The following is a 26,438-nucleotide window of genomic DNA, read 5'->3' as shown; positions in this document are numbered from 1 at the left end:
GCGCAAAATAGCCCTCCACGTCCGAAGGCGCGGAGGGCTATGCCTAGCGAAATCTGGTCGGTGCAGCGGCGATTTTACTGCGTGCTGAAGGTTACCGCGAAACGGCTGCCCTCCGTGCCTTCCGCCATTGTCTGGACGGTCGTCGTGCAGTCCGACGGAGCGCCGCCGCCCTGCTGGCAGTCCGCCGCGATCGCATTCGATCCGCCGGAGACCTGCGAGCCGCGATACCACTTGATATGGCCGTCGCACATCATGTAGTTGGAGCCATCGGTGTGAAGTCCGGTCAGCGCCGTGAAGCCCTCATAAAAATTTGCCGGCGCCGCAAGATAGGCGGAGCAGTTGGAGCCGCCTAAACAGCCGGTCGCCATTCGTCCGCCGGTATTGTATCCATTGAAAGCGTAGACGGTGCCATTGTAATTGCCGTTTGTGGTTGCTGAAATGACCCCATTCCCATTGTTTTCCGCCGGATCCAGCAAGGGCGCATAGTCGCCTTCCGTCTCACAGAGGAATACGGTTTTGGCGGGCGATCTGAGCGACGCTAAATTCTGACCCGAATGAGGATCATTGGCTGAACCGCCATCGGTGCGCAGGAAATTGAAATTGGCGGAATACGAAAGGGTATACGAGCCCGTCGGCGGCGCCGGGCTGGGATCGTCGGGACACTTGAAAACGGCTGTGCTTTTGATGTAAGGATAGACACGGCCGGCCCAACCCTGGCCAAGCGGGCAGTTTTGGGCGCCTGTGGGATAGTTCTCGTCGTTATCCTGAACATACTGAAGTATGCCAATGCCGATCTGCCGCAAGTTCGAGGCGCAGCTGATCTGGCGCGCCTTCTCCCGCGCCTTGGCGAAGACTGGGAAGAGAATGGCTGCTAGAATGGCAATAATAGCGATCACAACGAGTAGTTCGATGAGTGTGAAACCACGACGGAGCGGGTTAATGGCAACAGACATGCGTTTCTCCTTCTTTTACTGATCAATGAACATTTCGACTGCCGCGCTGAGTTCGCGGAAACCACACAAAATCCATAATAAACCCATATTAAGGCCGGCTGCTCTCATCTTTGGCGCCTGCATGATCCCCGTTTTCGCATCCAAAGATCATCCGAAAAGGCGCTTTCCGATTGCTCTAGATGCATATTATAGGTGGATTTCCACGTGATGTCAATTGAATCTTCGCACAAAACCAAGATATTTTCAGATTTTGTTCGGCATAAAATATGTACAAAAATTATTTGGATTGATGATGGTTACGGTGTTTGTCCGCAAGGAGGCCGCTCTGCGCGGCTCGATTGACCCTACCAGAGTTCGTCCAAACAATTAATGACGTTTCTGTAGCGGGCAAAGGCGGCGCTGGGGCGAGATGCGAAGGCGGAGGAAGGGGACGATCCATCCCGCTTCTATGGAAGAAGCGGGATGCAGGACGTGCGGATGACCAATCGCGTGGGCAGCAAAATGTGACGATGGGCGACGGGAGCGCCCGCCGGCTGGGCGAGGCGGGTGAGCAGCAGGTCGACGGCCTTCTCCCCCATCTGCTCAAACGGCTGATGCACGGTGGTCAATGGAGATGGGCGCAGCGAATGGCGATCCATATCGTCGAAGCCCATGATGCTGATGTCCTCGGGCACGCGGACGCCGCGCGCCTGAAGCTCCGTCATGAACTCATGCGCGATCAGGTCGTTCAAGACAAATACGGCGGTCGGCCGCTCCGCCAGTCCCAGGAAGTGATCGGCCGCGCTCGTCACGGGCGGCTGCAAATGCACGGCGTTCGACATCCGGTAGGTCCAATCCGGCTCCGGGCGAATGCCGTGCGACATCATCGCGTCACGATACCCCTGCTCGCGGTCCCGAACCGTGATGGTGGGATCGTCCATGGTCAAATGCATGACGCGCTGGTGCCCCAGATCGAGCAGATGCGTGACCGCCTCGCGCGCCGCCGCCGAGTTATCGATCCCGACAAAGTCGCAGGCGAACGACGGATCGCACCGGTCCACCAGCACCATCGGGATCCCCGCTTCCTGAAGAAGCCGCAAATCGGGAAGCGTGTGCAGGTTGCCCTGGTGCCAGACGATGACGCCGCTGATGCCTTCGTTCCGGATCGATTCCAGCGCGCGCCGCTCGCGACGGATCGTCTCGGCGCGCGTCTCCGCGTTGTTATCGAAGACGATCAATCGGTACGGGGCTTCCTTGTTGATCAGCACTTGCAGCACGCCGCGCTGAATGGAGGGCGACGCCGGGTAATGCGGGGTCTGCGGCGAGAGCACCGCCAGCGTTTGCAGCGCGACCTTCGCCTCACGCGAGTTTTGGTCGCCCGCTTCATCGGCCGGGCGCAGGCTGACACGCGGCCGACGCCCGGTCTCGCGCACGATCAAATCCTTCGCCGCCAGCGACGAAAGCGCGGAACGGATCGTCGACCGGTCCGCGCGGAACTCCGCCGCCAGCTCCCGCTCCGTCGGCAGCCACTCGCCCGGCGCATACTCCCCCCGCTCAATCCGGCCCAAAAGCGCCGCGGCAAGCCGCTCGGCAGCCGGAAGCCTCACACCATTGCTCATATCAGGCATTGATCACTCTTTCCCACGACGCTTTCACACCCTACCATAAGAAATCCAACGATACATTCACCATAGCACAACATATTTTCTTCTGTCAAGGAAATTGTGAAATCTTTGCGAAATATCCGAATATTCGGCCGATATTTCCAGCAGGCGTACACTGCGTGGTAAACTGGAAAATCGATAGGACAAACCATGAAAGTAAATCTTGCGCGAAAACGCCAATGGATCGTCTTGCTGCTCATCGCGGGACGCGCGTTCAAAATTGTTGTGATAACCATCCCACTGGTGCTGCTGGCGGTGTTCGCGCTTTGGCTCACTCCATATGGCGGCAGACTTCTTTGGGATATCAGCAATCAGCCATTTTTGCGTTCTGACGTATCCACTCTGTTTCGAGGGCAAGGCGTTATTCCACAGGACCTCGATTGTCACATGGTCGGAACGACACGCTCCGGATACTGCACATTCCATGTTTCACCAAAGGACGCGGACAAGGCCGTCCGCAAGTTCAACTTGACCCGCCTTCCAAGTTACCAGAAGCTGGGAATCTTCACCGAGTACGAGCTGCATATTCCCGGTGTTTTCGTTCCCAGAGAACTTGCGCTGCCAAAATTGGACGAGCATTTCGCCAAAGTGTTTCATGACGATTATCCACAAATCGAACAGGATTATGTCGCCGGCGCGGACGTGCAGTGTTTTGTTACGTCTACATCGTCCAACATGGCGGCGCTTGTCCCCAGCGCCAACTCGCCGCATTTTCATTCTCTCTACATATTTTACCGTCCATCGACCGGGGAAATGTCCGCGGAAGTACAATACCCTTACGGTTAACCGTGAAACGCCGACATTTCCTGCGATCCTCATAACAAAGGAGCCCAAAATTGCCGCGAGTCGCTTTCTGTCTACAAATCAAGCGTGAGCTTCTGGAGGAATACAAGGAGCGCCACCGCCACGTCTGGCCGGAGATGCAGGACGCCCTGCGGGAAACGGGGTGGCGCAACTACTCCCTCTTCCTGCGTGACGATGGCCTGCTGTTTGGCTATGTGGAGGTCGAGAACTTCGCCGAATCCACGGCCGCAATGGCCCGGACGGAGGTGAATGCGCGCTGGCAGCGCGAGATGGCGCCCTACTTCGAGAGCCTCGAAGGCCAGGCGCCCGACGCGGCGATGGTTCCGCTGCCGGAAGTCTTTCATCTGGCGTAGCGGGAGCATGCGCGGGGCGCCTGTGTATTTACTTTCCGGCGAAGAAAGCCAGCACGGCTTTATTGAGCTCGCCCGGCCGCTCCTCGTTCACAAAGTGGCCGGCATCGGAGAAGATTAATCCGGTAACATTGGCGTCTAAACGCTCGACATTTTCTTTACTGGTAGCTTTCAGGCCATGCGCTCCGCCAATTGCCAGGATCGGCAGCGTGAGTTTGGTTTTGGCGAACATTTTCTGACTGTCCTTGGCGTCCTGGGCGAATGCGCGGTAATAGCCGAAGCCGGCCGTCATGCCGCCTGGTTTTGTGTAGCGACGGACGTATTCGGAGATATCGGCGTCGGTAAAAGCGGTTTTCTGATAGACGAAATGGCTTCGGAAGGCAAAAGCCGTCAAAAATTCTCTTTCACGGCCGCGCGTCAGCATCTCGGGAAATTTCGGAGCGGCGAAGAAGCCAAAGTGCCACATACCGCCCTGGGACGGATCCATGGCTTTTTCCAGGCCGTAGCCCGGTATCCCACTCTCGATAAAGACAAGAGCGGGGACGTCGCCGGGATGCGCTCCCGCATAGCTAATCGCAACTGGTCCCCCCATATCCTGCGCGACGAGAAAGACTCGCTTGCGTCCCAAACTTCGCACGAGTTTGTAAATATCGTCCGCAACGGTTTTCTTGGTATAATCGCCATCAGCGGGAATCGAGCTTTCGCCTAAACCGCGCATATCCGGCGCCACGACGGTGTAATGCGCCGCCAGGCCCGGCATCACTTTTCGCCAGTCATACCAGGTCTCCGGGTAGCCGTGCAGCAGCACGACGAGATCCCCCTTGCCTCCGATGACATAATGTAGACGCACGCCGTTCACCGTGGTGAATCGATGGGTAAACGTTCGACCAAAGGTCTTCGCGTTGAAGGGCCAGTCAGGATCGCTCGGCGGCGCGGCCCGAGTGTCCGGCGCGCCGAGAAGACAAGCGCTGAGCGCAAAAAGAGTGGATATGACGGGTATTGCCTTTTTTACGGAGAATGCAGTCATGGCTTTTTTCCTTTGACGTCATCAACATCCTATCCGTCGGCGACGATTTGAGACCTTTTACCCGCAAGTCACTCTTTCTCACCCTCGAATCTTTTGGCGGCGATCTCCGCCGGTCTCTTGGGGTATCATAAGGTGTTTGATTTGTCTACAAGGGAACGTACATGAGCAACATTCTGCAGTCTCTCCCGATCGGCGAAAAGGTCGGGATCGCATTTTCGGGGGGCCTGGACACCAGCGCCGCGATCTACTGGATGCGCCAGAAGGGCGCGATCCCCTACTGCTACACCGCGCATCTCGGCCAGCCGGATGAGACGGATTACGACAGCATTCCTCGCCGCGCATTGGAGTACGGCGCGGAGGCGGCGCGGCTGATCGACTGCCGCCCGCAGCTGGTGCGCGAGGGTCTCGCGGCCTTGCAGTGCGGCGCGTTCCATATCACCACAGCGGGCGTCGCGTACTTCAATACGACCCCGATCGGACGCGCGGTGACCGGCACAATGCTGGTGGGCGCGATGAAGGAAGACTCCGTCGATATCTGGGGCGACGGCAGCACCTATAAGGGCAACGATATCGAGCGGTTCTATCGCTACGGCCTGATGGTGAACCCGGAGCTGCGCATCTACAAGCCGTGGCTGGACCAGCAGTTCATCGACGAGCTTGGCGGCCGCAAGGAGATGTCCGAGCTTCTGGAAAAGGCCGGCCTTGAGTTCCACATGAGCAAGGAGAAGGCCTACTCCACCGACTCGAACATCTGGGGCGCCACGCACGAAGCCAAAGATCTAGAGTTCTTGAAGAACGGCCTGCGGATCGTCGAGCCGATCATGGGCGTCGCGCACTGGCGCGAAGATGTCGCGATCAAGCCCGAGGAAGTTACGGTCACCTTCGAGGAAGGCCTGCCGGTCGCCCTCAACGGCAAGACGTTCGACAGCCCCGTGGACCTGGTGCTGGAAGCAAACGCCATCGGCGGCCGCCATGGCCTCGGCATGTCCGACCAGATCGAAAACCGGATCATCGAAGCCAAGAGCCGTGGTATCTACGAAGCCCCCGCGATGGCGCTGTTCCACATCGCCTACGAGCGCCTCGTGACAGGGATCCACAACGAAGGCACGATCGAGCAGTACCGCGACATGGGCCGCCGCCTCGGACGCCTGCTCTACGAGGGCCGCTGGTTCGACCCGCAGTCCATGATGCTGCGCGAAACCCTCCAGCGCTGGGTCGCCAAGCCCATCACCGGCGAAGTCACAGTCGAGCTGCGACGCGGCAACGACTACACGATCCTGAACACCGAAAGCCCGAACCTCACCTACGCTCCCGAGCGCCTGACGATGGAGAAGTACGACGGCAGCTTCACCCCGCAGGACCGCATCGGCCAGCTCACCATGCGCAACCTCGACATCACCGACAGCCGCGCCAAGCTATTTGTCTACGCGAACGCCGGTCTGATCAGCACGCAAGCCATGGAGGGCCTGCGCCTGCTCGACGCGCCGAAGGCGGACGAAAGCGCCGAATAGAGTCCATCCAAATTTAAGACAACGAATTGACACGGCTGGACCATTGAGGACGAAACTCCTCAATGGTCCAGCCATATTTATTAAGGGGCGATGCTGAAGTGATCGAACACCGCCGTCGCCAGCGCGGATTGGTTGGTGGATGTCACCGCCATCCCGACAAATACCTCCTGTGACAGCCCCGCGAGTGTTACCGGAGAGCCGAATGAGGTCCAGCTCGCTCCATCCGCCGAGGAGTAGGCGGTGATCTGGTCGCCGCTGCGCACAAGCTTGTACCAGAGGCCCACACCCGTCCCGATATCGCCGGTCGTTTGCGCATTCTGCCCGGCGCTGACACGGGCGTTCACCTGGCTTTCGGCGTGGTTGGCGGCCAACGCCATGACCATCCGCGAGCCTGGCGTCAGATTCTCGCGCAGCATCAGTCCCGCCTTAGCCCAATAATCTCCCGATGAGAAAGACGCCACGTGGACGATAGCCGTTCCGTTCCCGGTGAACGGCTGGCTGGCGAAGTTGAATTGGTCGCTCGATCCCCAAATATCCCAACCCGCCCCACTCACGGCGCCTCCTCCGCTGGAGAAGGTCGCGCCGCCTGCGATCGCGGGACTATTGATATCTGCGTCCTGAACGAGACTGCTCGATGCGCTTGCTCCCGGGATCTGGATGTTGTCCAACTCCGCTTTGTTTGTCGCCTGCTTGAATTGCAGCGTATTGCTTCCCGCATTCAATGGCGCGAATGCGGCGGTAACATATGTGGTGTCGAAGACGCCCCACGGCCCGGTAAAGGGATAACTGATTGGAATGGGCGAGCCTGCGTTTCCATTCACCACGATGCTGTGGGTGGCGGTCACGGAATGTCCCGTAACGTCCGTACTGGCGTTGTCGTAGTAAACGATGATGGGATATGTTCCAGCGACAGGCGCGTTCACCGTGAAAGTTACGGAGCTGTCCGAATAATCTAACCCGCCAACATATCCGCTGCCCGAAGCGCCGGTGGGATAGACAACGCCATGGTTGACAACGGCGTTCTTCGCGTAGTAAGCAGTCGGATTTTGCAGTGTCACTCCCGAAGATGCGCCCAAGATACTGGAGCATCCGGAAGAAATCTCGGCGAGCTGCGTCCCGTAAGGTCCAACATTTCCGACGACGTTGCCTGCCAGCGTAATTCCGTAATCGTTCTTCATCCAAATTTCGCAGTTCGAATCCTGACCGTTGACAATGCCCACGGGAGCGACAACTGCTCCTGGCCCTGCCGGATGCGTGTTGAAGAAAGCATTACCCAGCAGTCCGGTGCTCGCCGCATTCTCCAGTCCAATATTGATGGTTCCGTTTCCGACGAATGCATTGTTCTGAATGAGCGTGTTGAACAGCGTCAGCCCTGCGCCTTGAACGCCGCCGTAGGTATCGTATCCATCGTCGATCTGGATTGCCCCAGCGTTGCGCCCACCCTCCGTATTGCCATAGTTCCAGCGCAGACAGTTGTTGGTGAGAACGTTATTCTTGATCACCATGTTGTTGGAGAAGTTCTCGCTGGCGATTGCGCTCACCGTGCCGCCGTCAAAGACGCAATTCTCGATGTCGGCATTGGACGAGCAGACAATCACGCCAATATCCCGGTAATTTTGGAAGACGTCGTTCTTCAGCGTGAAGTTGGCGCCGCTCCAATTGAGATCGATCACACGGCTTTTGTAAGCAAGCGAGACGGGCCGCGCCAGCGTGACATTGCGCCACGCGAGCCCCCACCCCGCATAAGTGTTGTCCGGTGGCGTGTAAGCAGAATTGGGGATAGGAGTGGTGACGATCGTGTTTTGTCCCAGGAAATTTCCGCTCGGGTCGTAAAAATAGACGGTGTCGCCCGCACGCCATGGGCAATAGCCCTGCCCAAACGTCAAAGTCGCTCCATTGACTTGCCCCGTGTATCCGGGATTAGCGTCGTCGTTGATAACGTCATCGTCCGAACCTTGCCAGAGAGAATTCGTCATATGCAGGCCAGTGCTGTTGTTACCCGACGCCATTCCCGTCGGCCCAAACACTCCGATCGCTGAGCCGACGACGGGCGGGGTTTGATAGACGAAGTTGCAGCGATTGATCGTGACAAGACCGTTGCCGCACTGCCAGGAGCCAATACCGCCAGTATTGACTACCAGGTCCTGGAGCAGCAGATTGGAGCACCCATCAATGTTAAAGAAGCGCGAGCCCCCTCCCCGAAACCCGGCGATGTCCCCATTCACGACTAAATGATTTGCGGGCAAAAAGTCATTATTGCCATCGGTATGGAACCGATACTGACGGTTTGCGGCGTTCAAGGTTGCGGGCGGCAGCGTCGCGCCATAATCGCCGGTTCCAGGCTTGTACCGGCGCGTCTTGGAATCGAAGACTTGAAAGTTCGTAAATTGGCTCTGCCGAGAGGCGTCGTAAGGCCAGTGAACTGTGTTCGTCCAGTCGATGGGATATCCGGCGTCGATCTGCACATCGATATACGGCCCCTGAGCATCGCTGCCGGCGTTATAGATCCTTCCCTGAGTAAAGTTTGGGATCGCCGCCGAGATTATCGCTCCCTGGAAAGTAAAGTTGACGCAGTGATAGAAATTGATCTCGTTATAGGCGGCGTCGCTGAAGACAAGTCGGACGTTAGGAGCATTGATTGTAAAGTTCGACATGGCGCTGAAAGTCCATGTATATCCCGTCGTGCTGACGGGAATGTTATATACGCCGGCATTGATAGTAACCCCGGTTCCCCCGCTGTTATAGACGTTCATAATCGCGGAGTACAGTTGATCCGGATGAGCCGTATCGCCTACCGTCGTGTAAGCGTTCGCAGCCTTTAACAACACGACAAACACCGCAAAGGCGCTGACCGTGAGAGTTTTCAGCCAGCGACGCAAGAAAAGAGAGGGCATCATATCATGACTCCTATGTCAAAGTGACAAATCGCAACAAAGACAGCAATAACAACCTTTAGTACTATTAATTCAAAAGAGGCGGCGCACACGATGCGGGATCAAAGCGCTTGGAGCGCTAGGGATATCACCTCTCTTCAATAGCTGACAACATTGTCGTGTGAGAATGCGCGTTGATAAGCGCGAGGCGTCATTCCATGGCTGCGTTGGAATACGCGGCGAAAATACACGACATCATGATAGCCAACTTCACGCGCAATACAGTCCACGGTTTCCTTGTTTTCCAAGAGCTTCACCCGAGCCAGCGCCATGCGGCAGGTGTTGATCTCCTCAGTCATGGTTTTGCCGAAAGAGCGCTTGTAAATACGGGAGAGGTAATTGGTGTTGACGCTCATTGCATGCGATACGACCGACGCGCTTAGCCGTTCACGAAAGTGCGTGCGGATATATTCGCGCGCTTGCCCCGCAAGCGGTGATCGGGGCGCATCATCATCCTTCAAATCCTCCAATGCGCGCGCCGATTCACAGAGAATCAGGGTGGCGACCAAATCGGCCGCAAGCTGGCTGCGGACGCCGTTTTCCTGATCGTCGAGAAACCAGCGGAACATCTCGGCGAGCTTTTCCGGACGGGCCACACGGACATGCTGAGAAACCGTCAGCGGTTGCGCCTCCAGTCCTGGCGCGGCGTCAGGACAGTCAAAATGCAGCCAGAAAAACGTCAGGTCTTTCGGGTAGTCCTCCCGACCAAAGTGACGCCGGCCCGGCCACAACAGAAGCGTCTCGCCGGCGCTCACCGTGAAGGGCGTCTCACCTTCTTGAATGCTCAAGACCCCGGACGCCACATAGATCAAAAGGAACGAATTCCAAATCCGATCGGGATGCCTTCTTTTCCCGCGAGAGATCAGATGTCCGGCATCCAATGCGTGGACGCCGGCCAAGGTCGTGATGTGAAGTTCCGTGCTGCCCAAAGTGCCTGTCCGCCTCGCTGGAGATAGACATCATCTTACCCCAACGGACCCCACTGCGCCGTAAGACGCTCCTCCAGCGCCTTGCGATCCTCCTGCGAGAGCGCTCGATCGTAGATCACGACTTCGCCGATATCGCCGGTGAAACAATTAGCGCCGTTGCTTTGCGCCCCGACGCCCAGTGTGGCGGGAGCCGTGAGACTTTTCGTGGCTCCCACACCGGAGGCGGCCATAGTTCCGTCGACGAAGAGTGTGAATACTCCGGTAGATCTCACGCGCTGGAAGATCGCCAGATGCGGCTTGCCGTCGTTAAATCCTCCCAGCGAAGCAATAGAAGTATCGGGGTTTCCGACGCCCGCGATCACTTGACCTTTCGCGTTCAGCGCGAGGCCGAAATCTTCCGTTTCTCCGCCAACTTCCCCCTGGACCAAACCCGCGCCCTGGAAATAATTGGCGCTGTCGCTCACTCCCTGCGTACTTTGGAACAAGACTGCGATCGTGAAATCGTCCTGCACCGGGCGGTCGAAGATCAGATACTGCTTGTGGACAGCGCTAAAGCGTACGGCGGCGTGACCATGGATGGCGCCTGCGGCGAAAGTCGGCGCCGCCTCACCGCTGGACAGCGCATCCACGGCGTTCGGAGACTGATCGTACCAATTATTCACTGCGCCGCCGTCGGCGATCTCCTCGATTTTGCCCGCTTCAAGCCAAACAACCGGCGCACCGCCAATGGAGCGCGGTCCTGTTGCGAAAGGCCCCAGCACGGAAATAGCCTTTTCGGACACCGTTGGAACAAGCTGCGTATCGCCGTCAAAGACATCCCATCGGTACAGACTCACCGGTCGATTGCCGGTATCGATCGTCAATCGCAGCGAGGAGGCGACGATGGGGTCGAAATCAACGATGTTGGGCCGGTCGAGCGCGACACCATAGGCCGCAACGCCGCGAACGGGTTTCCAGGAAGCTCCATCTCGGTACTCCAGCCGCCAGGACTTCGGCGCATGGAACTCGCCGCTGAACGGATACCAGCCAGACCTATCTCCGGCGTCTTCAAACCAGTAAATCAACGCTTTGGATATGCGGACAGGCTTCGGCAGTTTGTATTGAATCCATTCGGTGGGACGGCTATCCTGAAACGACATACGCGGCGTCCTCAAGTCCTTTGAGCTGGACGGCTGGGCGTCGTATAGCAAACACTGCGGCGTCCATGGCCAGTTGTTGTCGTTGGACGATTTCACGGTCGCGACATAGGTCGGCGCATGCCGCCAAAGATGCCCATCCGAGGATGTGGCGATGGTGGGGAAGGTTGTCAATCGAAGGCGAGCCGCCCCCATCGGGATCAATCCGATCCTCTCGGTGATCTCCTGAGAGATGGCGGGACTCGCCTGAAGCATGGAAGCGACGCCGTCTCCGTCGACTTGCCACTGCGGGATGCGCTTCGCGTTTACGCGCAGCTCCACGGGATTGTCTTCATGGGTAAATGGATTGCCCGTGATGGCGCGTCCTTTCTGTATGAGATCAAACGAGTGCGCGGGATTTGCGGGATCAAGAATCAGTCCGTAGTTCCAAGGCGACATCGGGTGCAGATCGTACTCCGGCCAATGATCCGTTCCGCCTGAGCGCACCCATTTTTCCTGAATTGCCAGCGAATAGTGCAGTGGGCCATGTGAAACTGAAACGGCGTCTTTGTTGCCCGCCCATTTGTGAACCGCCGTTCGCATCGGAAGATGCAAAACGACAACATCGCCTCCGCGCCAGAACCGCTCCAAAATCAGATAGGAGCGGCCTTTGGCGCGCGCCGGCTCCGTGACGCCGTTCACGCGGACCGTCGGACTGTCGCACCACTCTGGGACACGCAGAATGAGCGGAAACGAAACTGGCTTTTGTGGAGTGATGTTTAAGGTGATGGTATCCCGGAATGGATATTCGGTTTCTTGAACGATCGTCACGGGAATACCGCCAGCGACTTTCGCCGTCACGGAGTTCGGCGCATACATCGCTGCGCAAAGCCCGCCGTCCGCCGTCGCCAGCCATAGGTTTTCGGCGTACATCGGCCAGGCCATGCCATAGTTATGCGGACAGCACCGGTAATCGTGCACGCCCGGCTTATAAGTCTGCATTCCCATGGGGCTATCGTCGTATTGACGATGCTTGGCGCCTTCGCTCATGAGCGAGGGAGAATTGGCGCTTGTGACATAATGGGTTCCCTTTTGGTTGGGATCGAGCGCGGCGGGCAGCGAATTGAACGCCAGTTCCTCGCAGCGGTCCGCCCACTTGGGATCCCCGGTGATCCGCGTAAGGATCTCGAAACTGAGCATCAGTTCGGCGATCCCACACGTTTCAAACCCCTGACGCGGATCGACGAAACCTGGGCGGCAGCCTTCATCGCCAGCAAAACCGCCGCCCGGAAACTGCCCGAACATGCCCATAATCGTATCGTAAACGCGCTCGGTCCCGCGAACATATTTTGGGTCGTTATCCAGCATGCTATACTGCGCTGGCTCCCGAAATCCCTGAGACAGGTTAACGTTGTGATACGTAGGCATCTCCGTCGTGTATGGCGCGGAATGCGCGTGGATCGACTTGATCAGATCCAGCAGAAATACGTCTCCCGTTTGGTTATATAACCAGTAGATGCTGTCGATATTATCGCCCCAGCGAAATCCGCCCCACCCGCCCCCAAAGACTTTCGGATCCTGCGTGGTCTGATACCGGAAGTATTGAGTCATAAAGGGAATGACAATCGAATCGCCTGTATACTCGTGATAATTTCGAACGGCGTACAGAATCGGCATATGCGGCCACATATCCGGGCCGCCGTCCATGGATGTGCGCAGCCGAGTCGGACCGAACCAGCCGTCTGGCTTCTGAGTAGCAATGATCCCTTTTACCCATTGTGCGGTCGCCTGGATGATGCGACTGTTTCCAAGCATGTACCCCAGCGGCGCAAAGCCGCGAAGCCAGTATCCTAATTCCTCAAATCCGTCATTTGCGGGGATGATCCAGCCGCTCTTATGGATGTCGAGATAATCTGAGACCTCCATCATTCGGCCATTCAATCCTTCCGCCTGGTTCTCCAGCTGCTCCCTCATCCATCCGCTCGGATGGATGCTTCCAATGGGCAGCTTCATGAAAGCCGAGGGATGTAAGGGAGCGCGATTGGGGGCGTATAAGCCGCCGGCGCCCTCAGGCTTGACCTGACTGAGCGTTCGAGCAGCTTTGGCGGAGGAGGCGGCATCCGTTCGCGCCGCAAACGCAGGCAGCATCGCTCCACCAGCGACGGTCAGTCCATACTTTAAAAAACTACGCCGTTTCATTGGGTTACTATCCTAAACTCTCAAATGTTAGTACATTTCATTATATCATTCCCTGCTCTATGTCGCCAGAGTACATTTATGCAGATTCTGATGACGAAACTTACCAATCAGAATGGACGACACAGAATATGATCGCGCGGCCTTTTTTTGTTCACGGGCGCTATTTTTCATGAAGGTCGATCCCCGTAAAGAAAATTACTTGCTTCTGTAAAATATTCGAAATTTTGTGGAACCAGCGAGGCTGCAATGACGTCTCTAATATTAGCATAAGAACCATTTATCATTCAGAGCAAATTGAGAAGGAAAACAGCGATGGAGAAACCGATCAATATCATCTCGTCGGGCAAGCGTCTCGCCCGGCGCGGGGCCGGCGTTGTCGCGACGGCCGCGCTCATGATGACGAGCATGGCGGCGTTCGCCGATCCGCCGATAACGATGGCGCCGCCGATTGGGCAGGCCGCTTCGCAGGATCAGGATTATGATTCCGGCGCCGTCAACACGAGTCAGGACTCGGTGTTCAACTGGGCGGAAGTGCCGCAAGACCAGCAAGCGCCGATCCGGCGCGCGGTATTCGACAAGGGCGGATATCAGCTCTATGATAAGTCCGGCGAAACCATCGTCGTCCCATTCACCAACAATAACCTCTACGTGATGAAGTTCGCCGTTTCTCCGACCAATGAGATGTTCTTCGTCAATGAAGGAACCGCTCCGGTGCTTTATGTCCCGCGCAACGGCTACCTGGAGAACGCGACCGTCCCCGGCGCGCGCTGGTATCCCTTCACGGAGAAGTTCCACCCGGCCTCGCCGGTATTTGTCGGCATCGCGCCGAGCTGGGACTCCTATATCAGCATGGGCTGGTATGACGGCATGAATTGCTGGGGAGGCTACTGGGGCGGCAGACCATATTACCGGGGCGGGATCTTTATCGCGACGGCAGGTTTCTTCATCGAAATCGGCGGCCGGCCCTATTACGGCTGGGACCACTACCACGACTATTACTACCGGCATCCGGCGCCGTACCGCGAATCGTACTATCACCGCGACGTCTACGACTGGGGCGGCCGGCCGAACTGGGATCGTCATCGCGAATTTGGCGGCGGACGGCCGTTTGAAGCCGGCGATCGTTCCTATGGCGGCGGTGGACGCCGCATCGATCCCAGCGGCCACACATACGGCAACGACCGGACCTTCCATGGCGACCGCACCACAATCGGCGATCGCACTTACGGAAACGACCACTCGTACCGTGGCGATCACACCTTCAGCACGGGACGCCCGAGCAACGATCACCACGTCTTCGAAGGCGGCCGGACCGTGGACAATGGCCGGCCGTCGGACGGCGGCCATACCTTTGGCGGCGGCCGGACATCAGACACCGGACGCACATCGGACGGCGGACGCACGTACAGCAGCGGCCGGACAACCGAACCGGGCCACACCTTCGGCGGAGGTCGTCCCACGGACGGCGGTCAGACGTCGGACAACGGCCGCGTATTCAATGACGGCCATCGCACCTTCCATGGCGCGGACGAATCGGCGCCGTCTCGTACGGACAGCGGATCCACCACCCGATCTTACGGCGGCGGCCGCGACGATCGCGGCTCCAGCAGCAGCAACCGCACATACAGCACAGGCGGCGACCGCACCTACAACAGCGGCGGCAGCCACACATACAGCACGGGCGGCGACCGCACATATAGCAGCGGCGGTGGCGGGCGCGCCGACCGCAGCTCCAGCGGCGGCAGTCAGGACAATCGCAGCAGCAGCCGCGACGACCGCAACTCCGGCGGTGGTGGCGGCGACCAGGGATCGGGCGGCGGCGGACGAGCCACCGGACCACGCGGCGGCGACCGAAGCGGCCGCTAACAACCGGCCATAACACAAAGTGCGCCCCCGCGAAGAACCGCAATTCTTCGCAGGGGCGCTTTTTGGCGTTCAAGCAAGCGCCGCGATGACCTCCATTGTCCTCCCCGACCATTTCTCGAATCTCCAAAGCGATATCACACGCGGTCTTTTTGACTGAATCCCAGCGCTCGATATTGCCGCCGCCAATCCGCTTGTTCGGCGCGCTTCGCATGCGCTGCCGCTAGATGTAGGGGAGTCGCGGAACCGTCCCCCTCGACGGCGTTTACATCCGCGCCCAAGCCAGTCCGCCAGCGCACGATCTCCGGACCGCCACGCATCGCCGCCATATGCATGACGGATTTTCCTTCGGCGTCCACGGCAAACGGATCCGTCCCCCACTTCCACATGCCGCCTCACCAGATCCATCTGACCATCGATGGCGACTGCCATCAACGGCGTCCGACCTATCCATTGCGCTCCTCGATATCCGCGTCGACTATCACCAGGGCATCAATCGGCTATCGATCGCCTCGTTTGAACGCCTCATGCAGTTCATTACGTAAGCTCATGGAAATGTTCGATCCTCAACGTCGATTATATCATTGCTCACGCCATAATAACGATATGCCTGCTACGATCATAAAGACGTTTCCTGTATCCGTGATCTTTTCAAAAGCGCTAAAGATCATCAGTGCAGTCATCGCCATCTTATTTCTACTTTTCTGGATAATGGACTTTGGAAGATACACCTCTGTAGGTGTCGATTCCGACAGTCGGCATGGTCCCTATGTGAAACAACGCTACTACCGAACTCCCTGGATCGGCGATGGATCTTTCTGGATAGGAACCGGACAGTATAGCTTCAAGGATTATCCCCATTACAAGCTCAAACCGTTCGACTGGGGCGGCCGCTTCTTCCAGCGCTCTCGACTGATCGCGCCGCGTTCCGTGTGGAACCACATTGGCTTCTGGCGCTACCGAATCCTTCCGATGCCCAGCGCCCATCCAGAGCTTATGCCCCGCGAGTCCTGGCTTGCGATCCCGGGCTGGCGTCCGGTCTTAGTTTTCTCATTCTTCACCTTTTTTAGATCTCAGAAAAAGTTATCTTAGACAATCTAACTAGCAGCTTTGTTTCATTTTAATAATTGTAACTGATAAACATTAGAGGAAATTCATGTCGAATTACAAAGTTCGGTACGGATCAAACAAGAAGCCAATTTCAGGTGTAGGGCGCGGAATTGGCCTATGCTTTGTCAAAGCTTATTTCCCTATTGCCAAATCTATTATTCGAATAACGAGTGGCTATTTTAGGCTGTCAGGGTATGAACAGAGTCGCTCAAGCCTAAGAGCAAATGTTCAATTACAGATACTAGTTGGAAATGACCAAGGCGAAAACACTATTCCTGTGTTCGTCAATGAAATTCTGCTGGAGCTTGGCAGATCACTTTCGCCTCTTTCAGAAACTGTAGCGGATTTATTAAAACGTATAGAAGCAAAACATTTTATTATCCGAGGAGCATGGGAGACTAATACACCCCGTCTGTTTCACTGCAAATATTATATTATTGATGATAAAATCATCTGGCATGGCTCGACAAATTTTACAAAACAGGGCTTGGGATCAGCTGGTAATCACGAACAAGCAAGCGTATTATCAAGCAGAGACACACAACAGTTCATAGAGCATTTTGATGAAACAATTACAAACTCATATGATTTGATTGAGGCCTTACAATTATGCCTCAAGACGTGGCTTGAAATGGCGTCTCCTTTTCAAGCATATTTAAAGTTTCTACAGTTTGCTTATGAGCGAGAAGTACCGCTACTAGGCCCAGGTGGGTATATACCGACATATTTCCAAAAAGGAATAATTAATTCAAGTGAACAACAAATAAACAAATACAAGGGATCAATTGTATTAGCAGCAACAGGTCTCGGAAAAACTATTATAGGCTCAGAAATTATCAGACGAGTTACAAACCGAGATTCTCTAGCTATTATATTAGGACCAAAGAGTGTAAAGTCAGCGTGGGAAGCACAATTGAGGAGTAGAAATATAAATTTTGAATATTTTGACACTAGTCTTCTGTTCAAAAAACAATCTCACAATAGGTTACACCAAATAAACACATTGTTAAAGTTTTTAGAACAAAGCAACAAAAACAGTGTTTTAGTTATAGATGAAGCGCATGTATATCGTAAAATGTTGCAAAAAGACGCGAACATACAACGTCAAAACACAAAAGGCGTAGAAGCTAAAATTAACATAGTGAGAGAGAGAATCGATAAATTCCACAATACAGGCGGAAGCGTCCTACTGTTAACAGCGACTCCTTATGGAACTGATCGTCAAGACTTAAACAGTCTTCTCCGGATGCTACCTTTATATCCTCAAAAAGATAATTTATTCCATGATAGCGATCATTGGAAAGTAAATAGTTTATCAGAAGTTAAAAATTTGCCGATAGTTAGTATTTTAGGAATAATTACTCTTTTAAAAATGGCGATTTCTAGAAAGGATGTAGAAGAAGATGGGAGAATTTTCATTTCTATGCCTGACAGACAGTCAAATCGTTATTTCCCCAGTAAAATAGTTCTGCACAGGACAGAATATTCATTATTCTTACAAGAAGACATACAACATGCATTTGAAAACCAAGTATTTAAAGCAGACCGTATTCCTTTCGATGTTTTTAATGAACAAAAAGATAAGAATGAATTAATAGCCGCAGATGTTTCAAGCAACAATGCCATACTTGCATGGACAGGTTCTGTAGACATGATGCTGTATTTCATTAGCAGATGCCGAAACAATGCTCCCGATAATACACATAAAAAAGACGAGCAAGTACAAATGCAAATATTCAACAACGAAGAATTAAGCATCCCATTGTCATCCGAAACAGTCTCCGATTTTTACCGTACAAACTATACACACAGCGAAGAGTTTCGAAAGAATATACTAAACCCTATAGTCGATGGACTAAACAAAATAAACTTAGAAACAGAAGAAAAATTCGTCAAACTAAAGAACATTATCCAAACACATATTGAACAAAAAGAAAAGGCTATTATATTCACAAAAAGACACTTAACAGCTATGAGTATACACAAGCTTTTAGAAAATAATTTCCCGTTTACAAAAATTGCATGTACGGTACAGAAAGAAAATAATAAGCATACTATTAAATCACTCACTAACAGAAAAAATATCATTGAACATTTTTCTCCTCGTTCTTCAGGAGTAAGTGACATTCAACATGAGCAAGAATACAACATTTTAATATGCACAGATGCTGACGGTATCGGCTTAAATATGCAAGATGCTAATATAATAATAAATTATGATTTGCCTCAAAGTGCTGATGAATTATTTCAACGAGCTGGTCGTGTTTTACGCATGACGGAAGAACGCAATCGTGCTATACACATTTACACATTTGAACCCACGCTACACAATAAAGAGACTCAGGCGGCAAAGATTATCAAAAGAATGATTTCAAGATTACACGAACGACATGACAATTCAAGGAGTCTCATAGGAAGAAGTATATTACCTAACGCGGACGGACAAAACTCTGATTATACAATATCTCTAGCTACAGAATCAGATATTGCTGCTTATCCTGAAAATCTGATATTGCCAGAAGAGCTCCTCCAAGACACATCACCTTCTTTTCTCAATCATATGTCAATTTTCAAAAAATATCAAAGTGAAATATCAGAATTGCCTACAACACTATTCACGGCAAAATCTACGACCTCACATAAGCATAGCATACTAGCATTGCTGGAATACCAAGCAGGCTACTATGTAATTCTATATGATATCGATACTAAAACCGTAAAAGAAATTGACATCAGCGCATCTCTTGATTTAATTAATTGTGGATATGACGAACCCAAATCACTAATAAGTCCTCTATCAATCGAAGAAGAAGCGATATCTGCGGTCCAATGTTGGCTTAATAGCAATCACTACAATCCTGAATTGTGCACTCGTATTTGTTCGGTGTATCTCAAACCCAAAGAACAACAATCACACGAATTGAAAAAAATGATAGAAGAAATAGCATGATTCTGTATTAGACTTTTGGCGTTGCCAACGACTTCCGATGCCCAGCACTTACGCCGACGCAAGTACAGATATGTGATGCCCGACTGGCTTCCGGTATTTGTTTTTGCAGTTCCTATCCTTATTGGTCGAATGAGCCATAATCGCCGGCGCGTTCGCTAGCGCCTTTTGAAACGACAACATTCGAAACTTGGACCGAGAGAACTCTATGGAAATAAGAAAATGGACATTGGCGGCGCTGTGCGCCGCGCTGATTGTGGTGGGCGCGACGAGGGCGCAGGCGTGGCTCAGGTCGAAGGTTGATCCAAAAACGACGTCGGCCGGATGGGTGCGCATCCCGACGAAAGGACAGACGTTCACTTTTGGACAGCAGTTTGAAGGGAACGGTGGATCTATACTTTTCCTGCCCACCCAATGACATTCTCCTACGATGTGATCCAATCCGCGACTCAGGTTACTTAAGAGGAGTACTAAATGACGATGGGAACCAATTTTACCAAGTATCCAGGCGATCTCCAGCGGCCAATCGACGATGTCTCTTGATACGACGCCGTGGTGTACTGCAATATGCTGAGCAAGCGGGACGGGTTCGATCAGATTTACTCCTATCGATCGGTGACGAAAACTGCGGCGACGGGCGTTACGGCGCTGGAAGATTTCCATTGCGATATCAAAGAGAATGGATACCGTCTGCTAACATCGGCGGAATATGAGTTTGTCGTCCGGGCAGGAACGACCTGGTTCTTTGACGGCGATGACGCAGATTAGGACCAGCCGAAGGCGTACGCCTGCTGTGACCGAAACGCCGGCGGAGAAACGCATCCGTGGGTCTTCTGAAGCCGAACGCCTACAGCGTCTATGACATCAACGGCAATCTCTGGATGTGGTGCGAGGATTGGTATGACGACGGCCCGTATCCCAGCGACGCCCAAACGAACCCCACCGGACCAGGATGAAGTCGGTTTCCGAATCGCCCGCGCCGATCCGTAAAAGCATGACGTTCTCCTCAGTCGCTTAATCGATTAAACGCAAATCGCTCCTTCTCACCAAGAATATTCCCGCAGGACGATTACAGTCGTCTTCGTCGGCCTTTACTCTGACGAAAAATTTCCCTTGACAAGCAAGAAAGGCAATGATACAATCGGTCATCGTTTAACCGGATAAACAGCGAATGTTCACAATCGGTTGAGACGAGATATTTGCTAACCAGACAGGATCGTCAAAGGAGAACTATGAGATGCTGAAATCGTGGAAGAAGGCGGGGCCGGCGCTGGCTGCGGCCGTATCGTTGTTTGGGGCGGCGCATAGCGCGATGGCGGACAGTTATGACGATATGTGGATGGAGTGCAAATACGTCACACAATGCTCGTGTACTGCGGCGAACTCATCCACGGCGGGCGTCTCGGCCTCAGCGGCGGCCTATGGGGTTTTGAACGACTGGCGGATCGGCAATGGGATGCCCGATTTCGTACAGCCGGGCGAAGCGGCGATCGGCTCGATTGGTTTGCTTTATGGCTACCATCGCTTGACAGTCGCGGGACGCAGCAACGCGGACCTCGACGGCAAGGCGAAGACGGCGCTCAGCGGGTTCTTCTGGAGCTGGATCCGGAACACGAACAATCAGGCAGGGAATGGGTTTCCGGCGAGCATCGCCTACAATAGCAGCTATGGCGTTAGCTCCAAAGGCGGCGGCGACGCCCGCGTGACGGCGGAGCTGCTGATCGCGATGTGGAAGTACACGCAGCTCAGCCCCAACGGCGACGGCGCCAATTACCGTTCGCAGGAGTACGCGCATGCGCATTCGATGGCGGATTTCACCAACGCGAATTTGAGCTCGTGGACGGTCGATCGCTCTTACGCGGTCGCCGCCTATCGCTGCTTCTCCAAGTGGGCGACGGCGGTCGGAGACACGGCGACCAGCACGTATTACAGCAACCAGGCGAATTCGATCTCCGCGCTGCTCGCGAACGCCCAGGACAAGGGAACCTGGCATAACTATTACGACTATCTGGATGGCGGCGGCAACGGCGTTTACAATGGCGGCATCGACCAAACGGGCTTCGCGCCGTATGAGTTCGACGCCCGATCTGAAAGCGAGCAGTACGCCAAGGACCTCACCACCTGGTGGGACCACGGAACGGCGTATAACGGCGCTTATCTCACCGTACAAAGCGGGCAGTACGCCGGCGGCGTGCACCAGTTCACCCCGGCGTCGGGGACGAACACCCAGGTCTATCCTGGCTCCGCCCTTCAGCTTGCCGACGCCGAGTGGAAAATTGCGCAGGCGACGGGAAACTACAATAACCTCTACGCTTCGGCCTGGTCGCACTATAACTTCGCGAAATCGGCCGTCGGCTCCGCCACGGGATCCGGAGACTGGGTCAACAACTCGACTACCGACCCGAACTTCGTCGGCGGCTTCATCGATTGGGTCGATACATCGAACGGCAACCGGCCGGCCAGCTGGCAGCGGTTTGTGGACACCAGCGGCTACATGATCGTCGCCACCGAGGAGCTGGCCTTCTCCAGCATCGTCGACTTCAGCAGCTAAGGCTCTCTGCCGGCACACGAAACGACGGGGCCTGCGGTGACATACCGCAGGCCCCGTCGTCGTCGCGTTACTTTGAGAATTTACTTGTAGAACTGGTCTGTCGCCTGGACCGTCTGATATCCAGGGCCCGCCGGGCTTTGGAAGTACACGTATCCGCCGTCCGTATCGATCTGCTTGAACGAACGGCCGTCGTGGACCCAGTAATCCGTGTCGGCGGTCCCCAGATCCTCCTTGGCGAGGGTCTGTTCCGGCTTGAGCGCCTTGACATGCCCGTCCATGAAGAGGTAATTGGTCCGGCCGGTGTGCCCCGCGTAGAGATTGTTCGTGTAGTTGATTCGGAACTCCCAGTATCCCTCCATATCCCGTCCTTCAACGACGGCGATGCAGCTCGCGGGCGCCACGAAGCTCGCGAGGTTGAAGCCCGATTTCCCATAAGTGTTGAACGCCCCCAGGCTATCCTCGGGATTTGCGGCGTTCGACGGACCGTTGAATTGATTGGCGAAATACGTCGTGTAAGCTTTCCCGGAGCCGGCGGGAAGGTTCTGCTTCTGCGTGTCGGGGTTCGACGGGCAGAACATCAGCGGAGAGCTCTTGACATAAGGCTGGATGGCGTCATACCAGGACGTGTTGCCTTCGCCGTTCGCCGGCATACACTCATCCGAGTCCTGAATATACTGGAGCAGCGCCAGGCCCAGCTGCTTTTCGTTCGAGACACAGGCGATCTGCCGGGCCTTTTCTCGCGCCTTGGCGAAGACCGGAAACAGAATAGCGGCAAGTATCGCAATAATAGCGATCACAACGAGTAGTTCGATCAGTGTGAAACCTTTTCGGTTCTGCATGAAGATATTCTCCCAAAAGTGCGTAAAGACGATTTAATGACGCGGGTCACTAAACTGTTTATGATTATAGGATCGGTCGCAATATTTGTCAAGTATTTTTTTGCGGCGCTCTTGACAGCGAAACGGCCTTCCATTATACTGTGATCAATTAATGACCCGCGTCAGTAAGCGATTATTCCAGAAATTATGGACAAAACCCCATTGATGAACGCACACACCCTACGTCTCCGCGCCACGACCCCGCAGGCTCAGATTTTCGACGGTCACCTGGAGCTTGGCGCCAATCGCGCGCCGGACGGCGGCGAAATCACGGTTAACAGCCAGCATCTGATGCGCGACGGGCAGCCCTGGCTGCCCGTCATGGGCGAGTTCCATTATGCGCGCTATCCGGAGAACGAATGGCGCGATGAACTCCTGAAGGTGCGGGCCGGCGGCGTGGAAATCGTCGCGACCTATATCTTCTGGATCCATCATGAGGAGGAGGAAGGCCGCTTCGATTGGGAGGGGCGGCGCGGCCTTCGCCGCTTCGTCACGCTGTGCGGAGAGCTGGGATTGAATGTCGCCGCCCGCCTTGGCCCCTGGTGTCATGGGGAAGTGCGCGGCGGCGGGCTGCCGGACTGGATCGCGCAAAAAGGCGTGGAGCTGCGCAGCGACGATCCCGGCTACCTGCGTTATGTGGAGCGGTTTTACGGCGAGATCGGCCGGCAATTGGACGGCCTATTGTGGAAAGACGGCGGTCCGGTCGTCGCCGTCCAGTGCGAAAACGAGTATGGCGGCCCGGCGGAGCACCTGCTCACGCTGAGACGAATGGCGATGGAGGCGGGGCTGGATGTCCCGCTGTATACGCGCACCGGCTGGCCGGAGCTCACGACAGCCATGCCGGTCGGCCCATTTCTGCCGCTCTTCGGCGGCTACGCCGATGGTTTCTGGGACCGGTCGCTGGCGGAGATGCCGCCGGGGTATCGGGGCGCCTATCTCTTCAGCTCCGTCCGCGCCGACGCAGCGATCGCCACGGACCAGCTTGGCGAGCGCATTGTGGGCCTGGAGGCCGACGATATCTACTATCCCTACTTTGCCTGCGAGATCGGCGGCGGTATGGAGCGCAGCTACCATCGCCGGATCCGAATCGCGCCCAAAGACATCGCGTCGTCCGCACTGGTCAAGATCGGCTCGGGCGGCAACCTCCAGGGGTACTATATGTATCATGGCGGGACCAATCCCGAAGGCCGCTTCTCCACGCTTCAGGAGTCGCAGGCGACGGGGTACTGGAACGACCTTCCCGTCAAATCCTACGACTTCCAGGCGCCGCTGGGCGAGTTCGGGCAGGTCCGGGATCACTACCATCTGCTGCGCCGCATGCACCTATTTCTGCGGGACTTCGGCTCGGCGCTGGCGTCCATGCCCGCGCTCATGCCGCTGACGCCGCCGGCCAGCGCCGATGATACGTCCACGCTCCGCTGGTCCGCGCGCACCAACGGGCGCTCCGGGTTCCTTTTTGTCAACAATTATCAGCGGCTGCAAGCGATGCCCGCTAAGACGGAGGTGCAGTTCGAACTCTGCCTGCCCGGCGTTTGTCTGCAAGTCCCGAGCGCTCCGATTGACGTTCCCGCCGATTCGTTCTTCTTCTGGCCGTTCGAGATGGATTTGGACGGCGCGAATCTGGTTTACGCCACCGCGCAGCCAGTCTGCCGCCTTGCGGAGAGCGGGGAAAGTTACTTCGTCTTCGCGCAAACGCCGAGCGTTCCCGCCGAATTTCTCTTTCATGACCAGGACCTCTGCGCCGAAGCCGCCTCCGGCGTGGTCTCTTGCGAGGAGGGGCGCATTCGGATTTCGGAGCTGGCGGCGGGAACGGATGTCGCCATTCACCTGTGGACGCAAGAGGGCCGCCGCATCCATATCGTGCTGCTGGACGAAGCCCAATCCCTCGCCTGCTGGCGCGGGACGCTTGCAGGGCGAGAACGGTTATTTCTCAGCGAGGCGTCGCTGGTCCTGGACGGAAACCGGCTGCGTCTGGAGGCCGGCGATCCCGAGTGTCTCACGGCGGCGATTTTCCCCGCTCCCGATCAAGTCTCATTTGCGGGGCAGGCGCTGCCGGGCGTATCGGACGGAATCTTTCGGCGGTATATCGCGCCGGCCGTTCCAAGCAAGACCACGCAAGTTCGGCGGGAACTGCTCCAGGCGACCGGCCACAAGCGGCGTGTCCTGATCGGAAGCCAGGGCGTCGCCGAGGCGCCGTCGGACGCGGATTTCGACGACGCTGCCGTATGGCGTCTTCATTTGCCGCCCCAGACGGGCTCGTCGCGGCGGCGCCTGCGGATCGAATACGTGGGGGATGTCGCCCGTCTTTATTTGAATGGGCGGCTGCTGACCGATAATTTCTACAATGGAAACGAATTCGAAGTCGGTTTGACGCGCGATACGCCGGAGATCTGTCAGGGCGAACTGCTGTTGAAGATCCTGCCGCTGCGCCAGGACGCCCCCATCTATCTGCCGGCGGACGCATGGCCGGACCGGCGGGACGGGGACAGCGTGGTCGCGCTGGTCGGCGTGGAGATTGTGGAGGATCACGCAGTCGAATGGGAATGCGCCGCGATCGAAGTTACGGCCGTGTCGAGCCTCGGATCGTAAACCGGGCGTCGACGGTCACGCGCTGCTGGGGCATCTCCGGGTCGCTGAGGCGCTTCGCCAGGAACTGCCACGCGAGCGCGCACATCTCATCGATCGGCTGCGCAATCGTCGTCAGCGCCGGAAAGGCGTACTCGCCTTCCTCACTGCCGTCGCAGCCGACGATCCGGACATCCTCGGGAATGCGATATCCCATTTCGCGCAGCGTTCGATAGGCGGCGATGGCGATATCGTCATTGAAGCAGAACAGCGCGTCCGGACACCCGTAAGCGCCCACGTAGTCGCGCAGAGACTCCATCGTCGCCTGCCGGCTGGACGGACTGCCGGGGATCTCCTCCAGCGGCCGGCCGGCCCTGGTCATGGCGTCGCGGTAGGCGTCCGGGCGGGCGTCTCCGGTGTAGGAAGCCAGAACATCACTTCGCTCGGGACCGTCCGACGCCCGGCCCGCGCTGATGAACGCGATTCGCTTGGGCTCGGCCGCCAGCAAGTGATCGAGCGCCGCCGCCGCCCCGGGCGCCAGGTCCACCGTGACGCTGTCGATGCCGGGCGCGGTGAAGACGCCCATCGAGATCACGGGTTTGAAGCTGGGCATCAGCCGGTCGATTTCCGGCTGGAAGGCGGCGGGCATATCCACCAGCACCACGCCGTCCGTGAGGTTGCTGAGCAGTTCGGCGAGGTCGGGGCCGACATTGCGCATGCTCAAATGCCCGACCGTGCTGGCGATCATGTGGTAGCCGTTGGCGTTGGCGTGCCGCTCGAAGGCCTGGAGCACGCGCGCATAGTGCGAACTGATGCTATAAGGGACGGCGATGGTGATGGAGTTCGTGCGGCCCGAGGCCAGCGCGCGCGCGGCGGCGTGCGGCTGATAGCCGAGGCTCTGCGCGGCGGCGCGCACCCGCTCGCGCGTGCTCTCAGGGATGGAAAAATCGTAGCGGTCGCTCAGCACGTACGTAACAGTCGTCTTCGAGACGCCGGCCTTCGCGGCAACGTCGGCGCGTGTCGCCCTTTTCGCCATGGGGTGGAAACTCTATTCTCTGCG

The 26,438-nt window shown here is 56.0% G+C and carries 18 protein-coding genes and 1 pseudogene; 10 read left to right on the top strand and 9 right to left on the bottom strand.

Annotation, left to right across the window (positions count from 1 at the left end):
- Positions 1–74: 74 nt before the first annotated feature.
- Both D5261_RS16440 and D5261_RS16435 read right to left on the bottom strand, forming a co-directional pair.
- Positions 75–953 (bottom strand): DUF1559 family PulG-like putative transporter, encoded by an 879-nt coding sequence (locus D5261_RS16440; protein ID WP_119324269.1) that lies wholly within the window; start codon positions 951–953, stop codon positions 75–77.
- 446 nt (positions 954–1,399) lie between these two features.
- Positions 1,400–2,560 (bottom strand): GntR family transcriptional regulator, encoded by a 1,161-nt coding sequence (locus D5261_RS16435; protein WP_119324270.1) that lies wholly within the window; start codon positions 2,558–2,560, stop codon positions 1,400–1,402.
- Positions 2,561–2,785: 225 nt separating this feature from the next.
- Between D5261_RS16435 and D5261_RS16430 the strand changes: the two genes are divergently transcribed.
- Both D5261_RS16430 and D5261_RS16425 read left to right on the top strand, forming a co-directional pair.
- Positions 2,786–3,382 (top strand): hypothetical protein, encoded by a 597-nt coding sequence (locus D5261_RS16430; RefSeq protein ID WP_125206282.1) that lies wholly within the window; start codon positions 2,786–2,788, stop codon positions 3,380–3,382.
- A 50-nt stretch (positions 3,383–3,432) separates the two neighbouring features.
- Positions 3,433–3,753: an L-rhamnose mutarotase gene (locus tag D5261_RS16425; RefSeq protein WP_119324272.1), complete on the top strand. Its 321-nt coding sequence runs from the start codon at positions 3,433–3,435 to the stop codon at positions 3,751–3,753.
- A gap of 28 nt (positions 3,754–3,781) precedes the next feature.
- On the opposite strand, the gene D5261_RS16420 is transcribed toward D5261_RS16425, so the two are convergent.
- On the bottom strand, positions 3,782–4,777 hold the full coding sequence (locus tag D5261_RS16420) for an alpha/beta fold hydrolase (protein WP_119324273.1): 996 nt from the start codon (positions 4,775–4,777) through the stop codon (positions 3,782–3,784).
- A 161-nt stretch (positions 4,778–4,938) separates the two neighbouring features.
- Between D5261_RS16420 and argG the strand changes: the two genes are divergently transcribed.
- Positions 4,939–6,288 (top strand): argininosuccinate synthase, encoded by a 1,350-nt coding sequence (gene argG, locus D5261_RS16415; protein WP_119324274.1) that lies wholly within the window; start codon positions 4,939–4,941, stop codon positions 6,286–6,288.
- Positions 6,289–6,368: 80 nt separating this feature from the next.
- Here argG and D5261_RS16410 read toward each other — a convergent pair whose 3' ends face one another.
- The 3 genes from D5261_RS16410 to D5261_RS16400 form a co-directional block, all read right to left on the bottom strand.
- Positions 6,369–9,185, bottom strand: coding sequence for a hypothetical protein (locus D5261_RS16410; protein WP_119324275.1), 2,817 nt, complete (start codon positions 9,183–9,185; stop codon positions 6,369–6,371).
- A gap of 134 nt (positions 9,186–9,319) precedes the next feature.
- Positions 9,320–10,102: a helix-turn-helix domain-containing protein gene (locus tag D5261_RS16405; RefSeq protein ID WP_301002558.1), complete on the bottom strand. Its 783-nt coding sequence runs from the start codon at positions 10,100–10,102 to the stop codon at positions 9,320–9,322.
- A gap of 83 nt (positions 10,103–10,185) precedes the next feature.
- On the bottom strand, positions 10,186–13,464 hold the full coding sequence (locus D5261_RS16400) for a beta-L-arabinofuranosidase domain-containing protein (protein ID WP_119324277.1): 3,279 nt from the start codon (positions 13,462–13,464) through the stop codon (positions 10,186–10,188).
- A 312-nt stretch (positions 13,465–13,776) separates the two neighbouring features.
- Here D5261_RS16400 and D5261_RS16395 point away from each other — a divergent pair, with 312 nt between their 5' ends.
- The gene (locus D5261_RS16395) at positions 13,777–15,330 is read left to right on the top strand and encodes a hypothetical protein (RefSeq protein WP_119324278.1); all 1,554 of its coding nucleotides are present in this window, start codon (positions 13,777–13,779) and stop codon (positions 15,328–15,330) included.
- Positions 15,331–15,464: 134 nt separating this feature from the next.
- Here D5261_RS16395 and D5261_RS16390 read toward each other — a convergent pair whose 3' ends face one another.
- Positions 15,465–15,716, bottom strand: coding sequence for an ankyrin repeat domain-containing protein (locus D5261_RS16390; protein ID WP_119324279.1), 252 nt, complete (start codon positions 15,714–15,716; stop codon positions 15,465–15,467).
- Positions 15,717–15,933: 217 nt separating this feature from the next.
- On the opposite strand from D5261_RS16390, the gene D5261_RS16385 reads away from it, so the two are divergent.
- The 5 genes and pseudogenes from D5261_RS16385 to D5261_RS16365 all read left to right on the top strand — a co-directional run bounded on the left by D5261_RS16385 (position 15,934) and on the right by D5261_RS16365 (position 21,935).
- Positions 15,934–16,419 (top strand): hypothetical protein, encoded by a 486-nt coding sequence (locus tag D5261_RS16385; protein WP_125206283.1) that lies wholly within the window; start codon positions 15,934–15,936, stop codon positions 16,417–16,419.
- Positions 16,420–16,483: 64 nt separating this feature from the next.
- Positions 16,484–19,387: a helicase-related protein gene (locus D5261_RS16380; RefSeq protein WP_119324281.1), complete on the top strand. Its 2,904-nt coding sequence runs from the start codon at positions 16,484–16,486 to the stop codon at positions 19,385–19,387.
- Between the two features lie 564 nt (positions 19,388–19,951).
- The gene (locus tag D5261_RS16375) at positions 19,952–20,152 is read left to right on the top strand and encodes a hypothetical protein (RefSeq protein ID WP_119324283.1); all 201 of its coding nucleotides are present in this window, start codon (positions 19,952–19,954) and stop codon (positions 20,150–20,152) included.
- Positions 20,153–20,202: 50 nt separating this feature from the next.
- Positions 20,203–20,340 (top strand): annotated as a pseudogene (locus D5261_RS16370) (SUMF1/EgtB/PvdO family nonheme iron enzyme); the annotation flags it as partial.
- Between the two features lie 281 nt (positions 20,341–20,621).
- A complete protein-coding gene (locus tag D5261_RS16365; RefSeq protein WP_119324285.1) occupies positions 20,622–21,935 on the top strand; it encodes a hypothetical protein in 1,314 nt (437 codons plus the stop codon).
- A gap of 80 nt (positions 21,936–22,015) precedes the next feature.
- Here the strand turns inward: D5261_RS16365 and D5261_RS16360 are convergent, their stop codons facing one another.
- Positions 22,016–22,774, bottom strand: a complete 759-nt coding sequence (locus tag D5261_RS16360; RefSeq protein WP_119324286.1) for a prepilin-type N-terminal cleavage/methylation domain-containing protein — start codon at positions 22,772–22,774, stop codon at positions 22,016–22,018.
- Between the two features lie 204 nt (positions 22,775–22,978).
- Between D5261_RS16360 and D5261_RS16355 the strand changes: the two genes are divergently transcribed.
- Complete coding sequence (locus D5261_RS16355) at positions 22,979–25,402, top strand: beta-galactosidase (RefSeq protein WP_165864573.1); 2,424 nt, start codon at positions 22,979–22,981, stop codon at positions 25,400–25,402.
- Here D5261_RS16355 and D5261_RS16350 read toward each other — a convergent pair.
- Positions 25,374–26,414, bottom strand: coding sequence for a LacI family DNA-binding transcriptional regulator (locus D5261_RS16350; protein ID WP_119324288.1), 1,041 nt, complete (start codon positions 26,412–26,414; stop codon positions 25,374–25,376). The genes D5261_RS16355 and D5261_RS16350 overlap by 29 nt on opposite strands.
- Between the last annotated feature and the right edge of the window lie 24 nt (positions 26,415–26,438).

It is taken from the genome of Capsulimonas corticalis (genome assembly GCF_003574315.2).
GTDB lineage: Bacteria > Armatimonadota > Armatimonadia > Armatimonadales > Capsulimonadaceae > Capsulimonas > Capsulimonas corticalis.
Note: the sequence above shows the minus strand (reverse complement) of the source record. Positions and strands in the feature narration are given on the sequence as shown.

Coding starts and splice junctions, on each gene's coding strand:
- D5261_RS16395 (WP_119324278.1), top strand. CDS start 13,777: ATGGAGAAACCGATCAATATCATCTCGTCGGGCAAGCGTCTCGCCCGG.
- D5261_RS16375 (WP_119324283.1), top strand. CDS start 19,952: ATGCTGAGCAAGCGGGACGGGTTCGATCAGATTTACTCCTATCGATCG.
- D5261_RS16435 (WP_119324270.1), bottom strand. CDS start 2,560: ATGCCTGATATGAGCAATGGTGTGAGGCTTCCGGCTGCCGAGCGGCTT.
- D5261_RS16360 (WP_119324286.1), bottom strand. CDS start 22,774: ATGCAGAACCGAAAAGGTTTCACACTGATCGAACTACTCGTTGTGATC.
- D5261_RS16365 (WP_119324285.1), top strand. CDS start 20,622: ATGCTGAAATCGTGGAAGAAGGCGGGGCCGGCGCTGGCTGCGGCCGTA.
- D5261_RS16385 (WP_125206283.1), top strand. CDS start 15,934: ATGCCTGCTACGATCATAAAGACGTTTCCTGTATCCGTGATCTTTTCA.
- D5261_RS16380 (WP_119324281.1), top strand. CDS start 16,484: ATGTCGAATTACAAAGTTCGGTACGGATCAAACAAGAAGCCAATTTCA.
- D5261_RS16355 (WP_165864573.1), top strand. CDS start 22,979: ATGAACGCACACACCCTACGTCTCCGCGCCACGACCCCGCAGGCTCAG.
- D5261_RS16390 (WP_119324279.1), bottom strand. CDS start 15,716: ATGTGGAAGTGGGGGACGGATCCGTTTGCCGTGGACGCCGAAGGAAAA.
- argG (WP_119324274.1), top strand. CDS start 4,939: ATGAGCAACATTCTGCAGTCTCTCCCGATCGGCGAAAAGGTCGGGATC.
- D5261_RS16400 (WP_119324277.1), bottom strand. CDS start 13,464: ATGAAACGGCGTAGTTTTTTAAAGTATGGACTGACCGTCGCTGGTGGA.
- D5261_RS16410 (WP_119324275.1), bottom strand. CDS start 9,185: ATGATGCCCTCTCTTTTCTTGCGTCGCTGGCTGAAAACTCTCACGGTC.
- D5261_RS16350 (WP_119324288.1), bottom strand. CDS start 26,414: ATGGCGAAAAGGGCGACACGCGCCGACGTTGCCGCGAAGGCCGGCGTC.
- D5261_RS16440 (WP_119324269.1), bottom strand. CDS start 953: ATGTCTGTTGCCATTAACCCGCTCCGTCGTGGTTTCACACTCATCGAA.
- D5261_RS16420 (WP_119324273.1), bottom strand. CDS start 4,777: ATGACTGCATTCTCCGTAAAAAAGGCAATACCCGTCATATCCACTCTT.